Raw genomic sequence first — 15,015 nt, forward strand, 5'->3', positions numbered from 1 at the left:
CCCTGGAACTGCGTCGGCACGAGGCGGATATCGGTGAGCCGTGTTGTTGTCTGCTCCATCGGACATATCGTTAATCGTTAGTTAAATATCATATAAATGTAACAGTATATGTGATACCCGACGCGCACGTTGCGTGCTCTCAGCGGCGGCCGCGAAACCGGCCGGTGCGGCCGGTGGGCCGCCCTAAGCAACGCCCATTCCCGCTGGAGTGTGACGCGTGACTATCGATCGGAAACCATCGGCCTTTTCGCTGCGTTGGCGCAGCATCCGGGCCGCGCTGCTGACCTCGACAGCCATTCTGCCCGGACTGATCAGCCATCAGGCCCAGGCACGCAGCCTCACCCCGGGCAATTCATCGGTAGCCCCCGCCACCGCGGCCCAGCTGGCCGCCGGACAGGCGGCGGCGCAAGCCGCTGCCGCAGGCGCGCAGGCGCAAGTCTCTCTCGCGCGAGCCGCGGCCGCACTTTCGGCGGCACGCCAGGCGCAGCAGGACGCTGCTGCGGCCGCCGCGCAAGCCGCCTCGACCGTGAATGGCGTCATCAAGAACGGCTTGATGCCACTTGGCGGCGTGAAGGACGTCACCGCACAGAGCGGATGCGGGGATTCGTGCTCGACGCTTCAACTCAACACGCCGGCCTCGTGGCAGAACGCCAGCACGACCTTCACCCAGACCGTCAAGGACGGGAAGTACTCGGTCGACATCACCCAGACGCAGCAGAAAGCGATCCTGAACTGGGAGACGTTCAACATCGGCCGCAATACGTCCGTGAAGTTCCAGCAGCAGTCCGCCGACTGGACCGTGCTGAATCGCGTGACTGATCCGACCGGCTCGCCGACGCAAATTCTCGGGCAGATGAGCGCGCTCGGCGGCGTCTACGTCATCAACCGCAACGGCATCATTTTCGGCGCCGGGGCGCAGGTCAATGTTCACGCGCTGGTGGCCTCGAGCCTGGACGTTGGCGCGCTGAATTTGACGCAGAGCGCACGCGATCAGTATTTTCTGGGTACCGGCATTAATGGTGCGAACTCGTTCTCCGTTGCTACCACGTTGAAGCCGGCCGACTCGGGCTACTCAGCTGAGAACAACCACTGGGGTGACGTAACGGTCCAGGCCGGCGCATCGATCAAGACCAGTGTGGTCGATCTGGATTCGCCCGGCTTCATTTATCTGTTCGGCCGCAACGTCTCCAATGCGGGGACGCTCACGTCTCCTGCCGGCGAGGTTGCCATGGTGGCGGCCCGTACCATCGATCTTGTTTCGGGCGGGTACTGGAAGCTGCCGTCGGCGGTGCTTCCTTCCGGCGTGGCCTATCGCGGCACCGATTTTCAGATCACCCAGTTCGCCGATGACTATCTCCTGTCGGCTGATGTCCTCGGTCAGTCGCTTACGACGAAATACGCTGCAGGAACGGGCCTGATCAGCAATAGCGGTCTGATCGAAACGCCGCGCGGCATCACCCAGATGAACGGTGATCGGATCACGGTCAGCCAGACCGGCGTCATCTCGGCGGATACCGGTATCACCCGCAACAGCATGGTCCTGTTGCGGGCTGCGACCAGCGTCGACCTGCAAGGCACGATCAGCTCACTTCCCTACGACGATCCATTGACGAGCAGCCTGCCGCAAGGCGGAAGCGCGGGCGGCACGGTGCAGACCTTCGCCCCGGCCTATGTCGAACTGTCTGCCCAGAACTCGGTCACGGTGGGCTCCAGCGGCCTGATATCGGCCCCGTCGGCCACCGTGAATCTGCGCGCGATCGATCTAGGTTCGAGCAATTCCAAGAGCATCTATTCGTCAACCGCGACCGGTGTCACGACGAACTCGTTATTCGGTTATGGCACCAACGTCCTGCGGACGCTCAATTCCAGCATCACCGGCCCGCAGCAGGTCCTGCTGGAGGACGGCGCAACCGTCGACGTTGCAGGGCTGCAGAACGTCGTGCTCCCGGCCAGCTACAATTTCATCCCGTTCGTGCCGCGCGGCAATGAATTCGCCGATATGCCGCTGCAGCGCAATGGCGCCCTGTACGGCCAGACATTGTGGATCGACATCCGCGCCTCCGGGACGCGAAGCGACGGCACGACATGGGTGGGAACGCCAGTCGCCGATGCCAGCGGCACGATCAACGCTTACGGCCGCAGCATTCAGCAACTCTTGACCAGCGGGGGCGCCGTCACCCTGCAAACGGACCAGACCGCAACGGACGGCGCGACCACCAACCGCAGCGTGATTACGCAGTCCGGTTCGGTGATCAACGTCGCGGGTGGCAACGTCACCTATCTCCCGGGCATGGTCTCGACCAGCGTGCTGCTCGGGGCTGATGGCCGCAGATACGGTATCGCGAACGCCGATCCCAACATGACCTATCTCGGGCTCGCCGGCACGTTCACGGTCAATCACTCGCGTTGGGGCGTGAAGGAGGTCTGGTCGACTGCGACGAAGGTCTATCAGCCCGGCTATACCGAGGGACACGACGCTGGCGGCATCAACATCACCACCGTCAGCCCCCAGCTCCAGGGCCAGATGTATTTCGGGTCCGCGGCGGGCGAGCGGCAAATCTCCATCGGCCTCAAGCCATCGGCGACGAATGGCGTCACCGCCACTCAAGCCAAGGGCGACGAGCTCCCCTCGCAAGGATATCTAACTCTCAATCTCGCGAGCAGCGTCGTGATCGGCACGAGCCCGGATTCGACGTCCGGCGGATTGGGAGTGACGAACCAGATCGGGCATATCGCGGGCGTACCCGACCCGTCGGAATTCGCGCCTGTTGTGAAGGGCGATGATTTCATCCCGACCAGCGTGTACCAGACCGTGCTGTCGGCCGCGACGTTGTCGAGCTACGGTCTCAGCCTGCTGCAGATCAACAGCAACGATCTGCTGGTCACGCACAATTCGGCGAACGACGCGGCAGGAGTGCCCGACCTCAACCTCGCGGCCGGTGGAACATTCTCCGCTAAGACCGGCAGCGCGATCAGTATCGCGGGCAATATCACGGCGGCCGGCGGCCAGATCAGCCTGGTGACCGACGGCTTTTCGGCTCGAAACAATCCCTTATTCCGCTCGGCGCAGACTGTATCCGGCAAGGCCGACATCTTTGTTAAGGGTACGCTCGACGTCAGCGGTCGCTGGGGGAACGACACCGGCCGGCGCGGGACCGATATGGGCGGCCCAGGATACATCGACGGCGGCTCGATTTCGATTGCGACGAATACGAACAGCAACGGAATTGACACCACCGGCAATATTCTGCTCGCGCAGGGATCGGTGCTGGACGCCTCGAGCGGCGGATACATTTCCTCGACTGGTGTTGCCAAGACCGTCTCGACGGGCGTCATGGCCGGGCGCGGGGGCAGCATTTCACTCCTCACTTATCAAGGTACCGCGTTTGTCGACCCAACCGACAGCGGGGGGCCGGCGAGGCCGAGCAGCGGCAACGTCGCGCAGCTCCAGCTCGACGGTACGCTACGGGCCTACGGCTTTGAGCGCAACGGCACGCTGACGCTGGGCGCGGCCAAGACGATCACGATCGACAGCACCACGCGCGCCGACGCGAACTCGGGCATCGTGACTTCGACCGGCGCGGGCTTCACGTCGGTCACGCTCGCGGCCTCCCGGCTGACGGATGGCGGATTTGGCGCCTATGTGATCGAATCGACCCCCGACGGCTGGACCGGCACGAAGGCGACAATCACCGTGGCCGCCGGGGTGAACCTGACGCTCCAGCAGCAGAACCTTTCGAGCATTGCCGACTACAGCAAGGTCGGGACCGGCAGCAAGATTGCGGACGTCGCGGCGCGGACGCGCCTGCCGGACGATCAGCGCAAGGCGGTGGATCTCACGCTGAAATCGGACAACATCCTGCTCGACACGGGTGCCGTGATTACGACCGATCCGCAGGCCAAGGTCAGCTTTGGTGGCATCCCGCAGTACACTGTGTTGGATCCGACCCGGGAGCAGGCAGCCCAGAACGTCCTGCTGCGCGGCAGCGTGATCGATCATGGCGGCACGGTCGTGGTGAACGCGCAGAAGACCTGGCTTGGCCGCCAGGCCAAGGTCGACGTCTCCGGAACATTCGTGGCCAACTCACGCTTCGGGCAGCCAAAGGGCCAGCTTGTCAGCGGCACGGTCCTGGGCGGCGGCACCTTTACCATCGAGGCCGCCGCGCCAAACGTTCAGGTCGGCACTCTCGCAAACACCTACACGCCCGGTACTGTGCCGTCCGGCACTTATGTCGTCGCCGAGCAAGGTGCTGTGGTCGACGTGTCCGGTTACGCCACGTCGATCCAGGCCCAGGACGGCCACGGCGGCGCGGTCACGGTTCAGTCCTGGAGCGATGCCGGCACCGTCAAGGTCGATGCCGCTGCGTTCGTCTGGGGCGGCACCTTCGAGGCGAAGGGTGGACGTTCGGCCGACGGCACGCAGGTGATGTCGGCCGACGGCAAAACGCCGCTGGCCAATGGCGGGACCCTCATGCTCGGCGGCGGCGCGATGCTGCTGCAGCAGGATTCCGCCAATGTCATGGCTGCACTGGCCGGAACTCTTGCAGGCGGTCCGGCGACGCTTGCCAACCTCGCGGGCAATTCGAGTTCGCTCGTCAATCAGCTTGCGTCGGCGTCGGGTACGTCGTCTTCGATCTTCGCCGCAGTCGATCGGCTGAGCGCGTTCGAGAACGTCTTCCTCTACAGTGGGACGGCGCAAAATGGAGCCGCGCGAATCTTTACGGGTCTGTCGGGGAGCACCTACGGCATTGCCGCGCCGACGTTGAATCCATTGTCGATCTCGGGCTCTGTGACCTGGACATCCGACAACGGCCTGTCCCGGCTCTACATCGCGGCCAACACCATCAGCTCCACGCAATCCGGCAGCACGGTGACGTTAGCCGCACCCTATATGCTGCTCACCGGCGGGAGCGGTGCCAGCAGCACCGCCGGCAGCTCGCTGCATCTGGGCTTCGAACGCACCAAAGCGGGTGATCCGACCTCGGACGTCATCGTCGCCCGGACGATCGACATCGAGAATGCCGCCTTTGCCGGCTTCAACGATATCCAGCTGAAAAGTTCGGGCGACATACGTCTCAGCACCCCGAAGGTTACCAACGGCGGCAGCTCGACCGATGCTGCGCGGTTCAGCGGCCGGATCGCGGCGGGCGGCGCCAACATTGTCCTCGACGCCCAGCGAATCTACCCCGTCTCGGATGTCGACTTCACCATTCAGACGACCGGCAACGTCACTTTCCAGGCTACCGCGGGCGGCCGCAGCGATATTCCGCTGTCGGCCGGCGGCTCGCTCAGCGTCTATGCCGCGACCATCGATCAGGGCGGCAATATCTTTGCCCCGCTCGGCAGGATCACGCTCGGCGATGACGGCACGGCGGCCGGCAACACGTCGAAAATCCAGACCACGTTGGTGACCCTCGAGCCCGGCAGCCTGACCTCGGTCACGCTCGCCGACACCGTCGTGCCCTACGGCGAAACGATCGACGGCGTGAACTGGTATTACAACGCCAGTCTCCACCCTGTGCTGGCCGCAGCAAACGGTACCGAGCCGGTGCTGCCGTCGAAAGGGCTCGTGCTGAACGGAAAGGGCGTTGCGGTCAAGCAGGGCTCGACGATCGATACGCGCGGCGGCGGCGATCTCCAGGCGGCCGAGTGGATCCAGGGCAAGGGCGGCTCGCGCGACACCCTCGCGACGACGCCCTCGGGCCAGACCGTCTATGCGCTCGTTCCCTCGAGCAGCGATCCGGTCGCAGCCTTCGACATCCATTTCACCACGGCGCGCAGCCTCGACGGCGGCCAAACCGTCAAGGCGGGGGATGTCTATCCGCTGGCGGGACAGCAGATCTATCTCGACGGCAGCAGCGGCGTCCCGGCCGGCACCTATACGCTCTACCCGGGGCACTATGCGACCCTGCCTGGCGCGCTGCGCGTGGTCGACTATGGCAGCAATCTCGGGCGCAACATCCCATCGGGCACGACGCTGCCCGATGGCACGGTGCTGGTGTCGGGCCACTACACGCAATCGGTGCGGCCTGGAACTTCATCGTCCGGCAGCGAGCTGTTCGCGGTTCAAAGCAGCAGCGTCTGGCGTCAATACAGCGAATACAGCTTCAGCACCGCCAACAGCTATTTCACCGACAAGGCGAAGCACGACGGCGTCGCGATCCCGCGGCTTCCGGTCGATGCGGGCCGCATCGCAGTGATTGCCCAGCAATCGCTCCTGCTCGCGGCAACCGAGCTGAACGCACCTGCCAATGGCGGTCGCGGCGGCGAGCTCGATATTTCGGCGAGCAAGCTGGCCGTGCTCAGCTCCAGCGTCAATCAACAGGGCTATACGGCTGCGGGCTATGTCGTCGTGGCGAGCGAGCAGCTCGCGAGCTTCGAAAGTGTCCTGATCGGCGGATTGCGCAGTGATACGTCAAAGGGCACGCTGATCACAGGGACCGCATCTGAGCTCGTGGTCGATACGCCGGATGGCCTGATCGTTCCGGAAGTCATGCTGGTCACCCAGCCGGAAGCGACTCAACAGACTGTCTCGTCGTCATTCCAGGTCAACGTCAGTGGCAATTGGGTCGACGGCACGACCCAGTTCAACGCCACTGTGCCGACGGGCACCGGCACCATCTCGATCGCCACCGGCAGCGTGATCACGACCAGCGGGACTGTTCATACCGGCGCGGGACGCAACTTCTATGTCGGCTCGAATCCGAGCGGCAGCACCACGGCACAGCAAGTAGCGGCGGCTCTCGGCGGAACGCTGGATTCCACCGGCACCGTCATCACCGGTGCCGATATCAACAAGCTCCCCGTTAGCGTTCCGGGGGCGGGCTACGCCAACGGCACCCCGTCGTCCACAGCCGTGTTGTCCAGCTATTCCAGCCAGGGTCTTGGCGCCCTGTTCGTCGCGTCTCAGGATTCGACGCTTGCTGTCGCGGGACCCTCGGGCTCGCCGCTGACCATCCAGTTCACGACGCTGGCAAGCAGCGGCCTCCCGGTGCGTAGCGCCGACGGCAGCAGCAGTCCGGCCACGATCACATTGCCGGGCGGCAATGTCGGTCGTATCGAGATCGAGGCGGGCGCGCACATCACGACCAACAACCTGTTCATGCAGGCGTCCGCGACCACCAACAACATCATTCTCAACAAGGCGGTCGCGGGCAATCCCAATCTGCCGGCGACGACCATCACCGCGAACCAGGCCAAGATCGCCGGCCGCAGCATCGGGATCGGCGCGAGCGCGAACGACAGCGTGATCTTGAGCCAGGGCAATCTGGCCCAGCTCGGCGGGGTGAAGAACCTGACGCTCGCCGCAACCGGCGGCGACATCACGTTCTACGGCACCAACCTGATCCAGACGATGATGCAGGGGCTGACGCTCGACGCGCGCGCGGTGACGGGGACCGGCGGCAACAGCAGGATCGAGGTCGGCGGCACCCTGACGCTGGTCAACACCAGCGGCGCGACCGGCACGTCGGCGCAGGCCGGCGTCGGTGGAAGTCTGAACGTCACCGCGACCAACGTCGTATTCGGCGGCGGCAGCCAGACCATCGCGGGATTCTCGCACGTGAATCTCGCTGCCAGCGACCAGGTGCTGTTCGGCAATCAAGGCACGTTGACGCTGGGCACCGGCAACGACGTGGTCGGTCTCCAGATGATCACGCCGCTGGTTGCGGTGGGCGGCAACACCTCGAAGGGCGGCGGATCGTTCGTCGTTGCCACCTCCGGTGCCGTCAACATCGGCGACGCCATCGTCGCCGATCCCAGCAATCCGCCCGTTCGCGCCAATCCGCCCAAGGATAGCGGTGACACCGGCGGCAGCCTGCTGCTCAAGGGCGGCAGCGTCAATGTCGGCGGCTTTGCCGATGATCAGGGCAAGCAGCGGTCGGGCAGCGTCATCCAGGCGCAATCTGGCTCGATCACGCTGGAGGCGACGACTGGAGACATCACGCTCGACAACAATGCCTATTTGTCGGCGCGCGGCTACGCCAAGAACCTGGTCGATACCACGACCTATTTGGCTGGCGGGAAAATCGTGCTGAAGGCCGATCTCGGCAACGTCGTCACGCGCGGCGCCAGCGGCGCGGCCAACGGCAACGACGCCAGCGTGATCGACGTGGCGCAGACCGACGGTGGCATGGGCTATGGCGGACAGGTCCAGATTTTCGCGACCGCCGGCCAGGCCACGGTGCTCGGGGATCTCCGCGGCAAGGGCGGCAACGGTCTCGGCGGCGGCTTGCTGATCGACGCCAACAGACTTCAGGTCGACGGCCAGGGCTTCATGCCAAGGGTGGCGCTCGATCCGCTGGCGGACAAGTTGCTGGCGGGCGGCTTCACCGGGGCGGTCGACATCCACACCCGGACCGGCGATCTGATCCTGTCCGAGGGCCACACGCTCAAGGCCAACTCGGTCACGCTCACGGCGGATGACAAGACCTGGAACGGCGGCGATCCGACGCAGCAGTTCGGACGCATCGTCATCGCAGGCACGATCGACGCCAGCGGTTATGCCGGCAAGACGGCCGACGGCACCGGGCAGGCCGGTGGAAAAATCAACCTTTACGCCGCCAACGAGATCGACCTGACGCCGACGGGTGTCCTCAACGCATCCACCGAGCACCGCGATGAACGCGGCGGCGACGTGACGATCGCGATCGGCTGGGGCACCAAGAGCAATGCCGGCATCGACCTGCAGCCGGGCTCGCGCATCGACGTCCATGGCGGCACCAAGGGCGGGCTCAGCGGCGGCACGGTCCTGATCCGTGCGCCCAATGACGGCGGCAACGACGTCTACATCACCGAGATCGCATCGACGATCACTGGCGCTCGTGACGTGACGATCGAGTCCTACGTCAGCTTCAGCACCAACGGCCAGGGCGGCATCGATGCCTCCTCGCTCGGCTGGAACGGCGTGCTCGATCCCAGCGGCTCGGTGTCGAAGACGAGCTTCAAGGTCAACACGGTGTATGTTCCCCCGGGCAGCGGCGGGGCGTACACCCAGGTTCCCGACGTGATCTTCTCTGCGCCCGCGACATCCGCGACCGGGCTCAAGAGCATTTCGATCGCCTCGACCAGCAGCTGGTACCATCTCGATCCCAATTTTGTCGGCGAGGTCGTGATCGAGGCGCCCACGGACGGCCTTGCGGCAAGCGGCATCGTGACGACCGACGCGAACGGCGGTTCCCACCTTCACCATCACCAATCCGGGCAGAGGCTTCACCGGTGCGCCTGCGACGATCCGCTTCTACAGCCAGGGTGTTCTTGTCACCACCGCGCACATGACGGGCAGCGATTTCGCCAGCGCGCAACTGACGACGGCCGGCCAGGCCCAGGGCACCGCGGTGATGGGGCTCAAGAGCATCTCGATCGCCACGACGAGCAACTGGTATCACCTCGACCCCAATTTCTCGGGCAACGTGGTGATCCAATCGGCCTCGGGTGGTGCTTCGGCGACCGGAACCGTGACGACGGACGCCAACGGTGTTCCGACCTTCACCATCACCGGCGCCGGCAGCGGCTTTACCGGCGCGCCTTCTACCATCCTGTTCTATCAGGGTGGCAAGCTCATTCTCACCGGTCATCTGACCGCCAGCGATTTCGCCAGCACCGTGATGACGGTCGTCGGCGTCAATGTGACCAATGCCGGTGCGGGTTACGCCAGCGGTGTCGCCGGCGCTGCCATTGCCAGCTTCTCGGGCGGCGGCGCTGGCGCGACACAGGCGGCTTCACTCATTGCGGATATGGACACGGTCGCCACGAGCAGCTCGGTTGACTTCGCAGGCGTGACGCTACGGCAATATGTGCAGGGCAACTGGACCTACAACACCAGCACCGAGGTCAAGCATTTCGGTTTCAGCGGTGCCATGGATCGGATCGTGAAGCCGCTCGCCAACCAGCTCGGTTCGGTAGTGCATCTGCGGCCCGGCGTCGAACTCGTCAATCCGGATCTGAACATCAATGGCGGCAGCATCACCGTCGCCAGCAACTGGAATCTGGCGGCCGGCACCGTCGGGAAGTTGCAGAACAACACCGGCTCGCTAGCGGGGACCCAGTACTTCGATCCCAGCATAAGTTACGTCGATTTTGCCTACCGCTATCTGGCGAACTACGGTAGCCTGGACGCGCCGAGCTACGGGGTGGAAGCCGGCGCGCTGACGCTGCGCGCCTTCAACAACATCAACGTCAACGCCTCGATCTCCGATGGGTTCTTCCAGTTCGGGGATTATCTGAACTCGACCTACAGGACGACTGCCGTCTCGGCCTATCTCGGTAACCCCGCTGCACGCAGAATCGACAATAATGCCAACCTGAACACCTCCAAGCCGGCACCGATCGCACCGTACAAAACGAACAGCACGACCGGCGATCCCAACGGCGTCAGCGCGAGTGCGCTTGACCTCAACGAAGCGGACCTGTTCCCGCACACGCTGAATGTCTGTGTCAGCCATTGTGGTGCCGACTCCGCATCGGATGACCTAGCCGCGATCACCAATCCCGGTTCGTGGTCCTACCGTCTGACGGCCGGCGCCGACATGGGAAGCGCCAATCCAAACGCGATGCAGTCGCTCGCAAGCGTGAACGGCCGCGGTGCCGGCGACGTCGTCGTGAGCGGGCACGCGCCGGCATCGACCATCGCGGCGAATCTCAATCTCCCGACCATGGTGCGGACCGGCACTGGCAGCATCTCGGTCGCGGCCGCGCGCGACGTCACTTTCGCCGATACGGTCGCGCCGGGCGTCATCTATGCCGCGGGCGTGAACACCGCCCGATACGCCAACCCTTACGATGCGTCTGGCAATGTGACGGATGCCAACGGCTTCCTCGAGCCGCAGCTGTTGAGCTATAGCAGCCCGACACAGAGCGGCACGAATTCGACCCTCGTGGAAGCGATCTATGGCGCGCCAACCAACGCAGCTTTCCCCACTGCTGCGGGTGACGTGTCGGTCATCGCACAGCAGGACATCAAGGGCTACAAGAACGTCACGACGACGACGAAGAACCCACTTAATGGTCAGGTCACCACAACCCTGTGGAATGCCTACTATGTGCCATGGCTCATCGCCGATGCCGGCGTGACGAGCTCGGTCGGCGCCCCAACCGTGGGTGCCGGCGTATTCGCTCCTTCCGCAAGCATTGCATCACAGACCGCCTGGTGGATCCAGTACGCCAGCTTCCGGGAGGGCATTCTCTCTGCTGGCGGCAACGTCAATGTCGTTGCAGGCCGCGATCTGGTCGACGTCTCGGTCTCACTGCCCACGACCGGGCGGGTCACCGGCGGGCTTTCCTCGGCGAGCACACCGCAAACCCAGCTCTATGGCAGCGGCAACATGACGGTGCGAGCGGGTCGCAATCTGCTGGGCGGTTCATATTACGAAGGCTCGGGGCACGCGAGCATCCAGGTCAGCGGCGTCGTGGACGCAAACGGCACGATCACGCTCAGGGACGGAACGAGCGCGCCCAATTACACCCTGCTCGCGGTGGACACCGGCCAGATCAGCATGCTCTCGGGCGGATCGATGGCGATCGGCGGCGTGGTCAACCCCGCCCAGCTGCACCTTCAGTCGGGCACGGCGGCCAATTCCGCGACCACGGCTACCACCGGGCTGCTCATGAACACCTATGGACCGGACAGTGCGGTCAACGTCGTGGCATCCACTGGAAACCTGAACATCGCGATGCCGCAGACAGGTACGATCGCCTGGATCACCGGATTGACCTATCCTGCGAGCTTCACCGCGATCGCAGCGGACGGGGACATCACCACAAAAGGGCTCGCGCCCAATTCGACGACTAATACCCTATCCGTTATGCCCGGCATCGTCTTGACGGGCTCGGAGAATGGTAGGTTTGAACTGCTTGCGCAGGGTAGCATTGATCTGACCGGCGGCTATACCAATCTGGCTACGGCCGCGCCGTCCATTTCGGCGGGGCCATCGTTGCTCGATACGGCGTTCGACCCATACCAGCCCAACAACGGCATGACGGGCGCCTCCAGTTCCGCACTGCTCGCCCACCGGAACGACCATGATACCAACCCTGCACGCATCTACGCGGTATCGGGCGACATCTCGGCGGTGGCGACCACGACAAGCCTCATACCGACTGGTTCAATCGTCTCCTCGGCCACGCCGGTTGACTATTCGAGGGTCGAACTCAACCGGCCGGCAAAAATCTATGCCGGCCGCGACATTCTCAATCTCAATCTTATCGCGCAGAACGTTGCTGCAGACGACGTCACGACCATTGAGGCGGGACGTGACATTTTGTACAACTACGGTGCGACGTTTTCCAACGTCACATCGGCTTTAAATCTCCCGGCCCCGACCGGTTTCACATTCAGGCGTGTTCTCGGTGGGCCTGGCCTGCAGATCGCCGGCTCCGGTTTCCTCGTCGTGCAGGCCGGGCGCGACCTCGGGCCGTTCCTGCCCGTCACACGCGACAGCAGCGCCTTCACCCCGGACCAGGAGGGCATCGCCTCGGTCGGTAACGCCAGCCTGTGGCCGGTCGGCAACCGATTTGTCAGCCTGGGCTCGAGTGGCCTTTACGACATCACGCTGCTCGGTGCCGTCAACGCGATCACGAAGAAGCGCAACGAGTTGCTGCCGGGCACCGGGGCCGACATCATCACGATGTTCGGCGTCGCCAACGGCATCAACTACGAGGGCTACTCGACCGTGGACCGGGCCACCAATCAGTCCGTCTATCATCCGGGCGTGATCGGCACCTATATCGATCCCGCCAACGCCTCCCGCGTCGATCACAACTATATCGGCGAGCTGAAGGATTTCCTCGTCAGCATCGGCAGGTCGGCCAGCAGCGACGCCGACGCATGGGGCATCTTCCAATCATTGCCGAAGGATCTTCAGCACGTCTTCGCCGACAAGGTGTTCTTCGCCGAGCTCAAGGCCGTCGGCAAGGCGCAATCGGCAACATCAGGCAACTACCAGCGTGGTTACCAGGCGATCAACACCATGTTCCCGTCGGACTTCGGGTACACGCAGAACGCGCTGGGGGGCGGCACCAACGGCGCCAACGCGCTCAAGCACACCGGCGATCTCGACCTGCTGCACGCGACGATCCAGACCAGGCTCGGCGGCGACATCTCGATCTTCGGTCCGGGCGGAACGATCCGCGTCGGCTCGCTCGCGCTCGAGCCGAACCCGCTGCTCAAGCCGAACGATCTCGGCATCCTCACGCTCGGTGTCGGCGACATCAACACGTTCACGGATGCCAGCGTGCTGGTCAATTCGAGCCGTGTCATGACCCAGCAGGGCGGCGACATCCTGATGTGGAGCTCGAACGGCGACCTCGACGCCGGGCGCGGCGCCCAGACCACGCTGTCGTTCCCGCCATTGCAGGTCGTGTTCAACTCCGACGACTATCAGAGCGTCGATCTCGGCGGCCTCGTCAGCGGCGCCGGCATCGCAGCGGTCCAGAGTTCGAAGCTTGCGAAGAAGTCGAACGCCTACCTGCTCGCGCCGCGCGGCACCGTCGATGCGGGCGAAGCCGGCATCCGGGTCTCCGGCAACCTGACGATCGCGGCGGTGCAGGTGGTCAATGCCGGCAACATCCAGGTTGGCGGCACCTCCACCGGCATCCCGACCGTCACGGCTCCGAACATCGGCGCGCTCAGCGCCGCCTCGAATACTGCCGGCGCCGCGGCCAAGTCGGCCGAGCCGCCCACCGCGGGGGGCAACAACGATCGCGCCTCGGTCTTCATCGTCGAGGTGGTCGGCTACGGTGGCGGCGAAAATGGCGGCCAGGACTCCAACTCGTCCGGCAACGGACAGGGCACCAAGTCCGATGACAAGGAGCGCAAGCAGCCCTGAGCGGGGCTGCGCGCAACACCACGGGCCCGGGGGACCGCGCGATGACCGACATCCACGCCATCATCCTGACGCTGGAAGAGGAGAAGCACATCGCGCGCTGCATCGAGAGCATCCGCAGTCAGTGTGCGAGCATCCTCGTCGTCGATTCCGGCTCCAAGGACCGCACCAGGGAGATCGCGGCCGGCCTCGGCGCAGAGGTGATCGAAAATCCCTGGATCAACTATGCGACCCAGACCAACAAGGCGATCTCGGCCTGCGCCGGCAAGACCGGCTGGCTGATGCGCATCGATGCCGACGAATATCTCACGCCGGAATCGGCGGCCGGCCTGCACGACCTCTTGGACCGGCAGCCGCGCGACGTCGGCGGCATCGTCGTCCGCCGCCAGATCGTGTTTCTCGGCCGCCGCATCAAATGGGGCGCGATCGAGCCGAGCTGGCAGCTCAGGCTCTGGCGCGCCGGGCAGGGCTCCTGCGAGCAGCGCTGGATGGACGAGCACATCATCGTCACCGGCAGGGTGGTGCGATCGAACATCGATCTCGTCGACGAGAACCTCAACTCGCTCGACTGGTGGACCGGCAAGCACAATCGCTATGCCTCGCGCGAGGTGATCGACATCCTCGCCTCGCGCGGGCTGCTCGGCGAGAACATGGACATCCAGCGCCACAGCGCGTCCTGGCAGGCCAAGCTCAAGCGCTTCGTCAAGGAACGCGTCTACGAGAAGCTGCCCGGCGGCGTGCGGCCGCTGTTGTTCTTCCTCTACCGCTATGTCGCGCGGCTCGGCTTCCTCGACGGCAAACAGGGCTATTATTTCCACGTCCTCCAGGGCTTTTGGTACCGCACCCTGATCGATGCCAAGCTCGACGAGGTCATGGCGTTGGCGAAACGGCGGGGGATTCCGGTGAGCGAGGCGGTGCGGCTGGCGACCGGGTTTGACCCGAACGTCGCGGTACCGGCGCCGGCGCAGCCACTGCCGCGCATTGTCGCGGCAGAGGGCGAGCGTAGCCGCGAGCGGGCTGTCGCACACTAATCGCACGCAAGTTCGTCTGGAGTTTGTCGTCGCGAACCGGCGAGAGCAGATCGATCGGTTCCGATTGCGGTACGCGTAATTGTGTGGCGACGCCACGCTCGCGCGGACCAACGCGCAGTCAGTCGTGAATCAAAACAGTGCCGCATCCGATCCCGGATGCGGCA

At 64.4% G+C, this 15,015-nt stretch carries 3 protein-coding genes; all 3 read left to right on the forward strand.

Annotated features, from left to right (window positions below; genetic code table 11):
- The first annotated feature begins 217 nt into the window (after nt 1-217).
- The 3 genes from BRAGE_RS0111720 (at nt 218) to BRAGE_RS48410 (ending at nt 14,851) form a co-directional block, all read left to right on the forward strand.
- Complete coding sequence (locus BRAGE_RS0111720; RefSeq protein WP_028146262.1) at nt 218-9,766, forward strand: filamentous hemagglutinin N-terminal domain-containing protein; 9,549 nt, start codon at nt 218-220, stop codon at nt 9,764-9,766.
- Nucleotides 9,767-13,253: 3,487 nt separating this feature from the next.
- Nucleotides 13,254-13,823 carry a filamentous haemagglutinin family protein gene (locus BRAGE_RS56785; RefSeq protein ID WP_283808083.1) on the forward strand — a complete coding sequence of 190 codons (570 nt, stop codon included), beginning with the start codon at nt 13,254-13,256 and terminating at the stop codon, nt 13,821-13,823.
- Nucleotides 13,824-13,864: 41 nt separating this feature from the next.
- Nucleotides 13,865-14,851, forward strand: a complete 987-nt coding sequence (locus BRAGE_RS48410) for a glycosyltransferase family 2 protein (protein ID WP_063617178.1) — start codon at nt 13,865-13,867, stop codon at nt 14,849-14,851.
- The last annotated feature ends 164 nt before the right edge of the window (nt 14,852-15,015 follow it).

The sequence above is a fragment of the Bradyrhizobium genosp. SA-4 str. CB756 genome (assembly GCF_000473125.1).
Lineage (GTDB): Bacteria > Pseudomonadota > Alphaproteobacteria > Rhizobiales > Xanthobacteraceae > Bradyrhizobium > Bradyrhizobium arachidis.

Bases quoted from the DNA above. Each gene is read 5' to 3' on its own strand.
- BRAGE_RS56785 (WP_283808083.1), top strand. From the start codon at position 13,254: ATGACCCAGCAGGGCGGCGACATCCTGATGTGGAGCTCGAACGGCGAC.
- BRAGE_RS48410 (WP_063617178.1), top strand. From the start codon at position 13,865: ATGACCGACATCCACGCCATCATCCTGACGCTGGAAGAGGAGAAGCAC.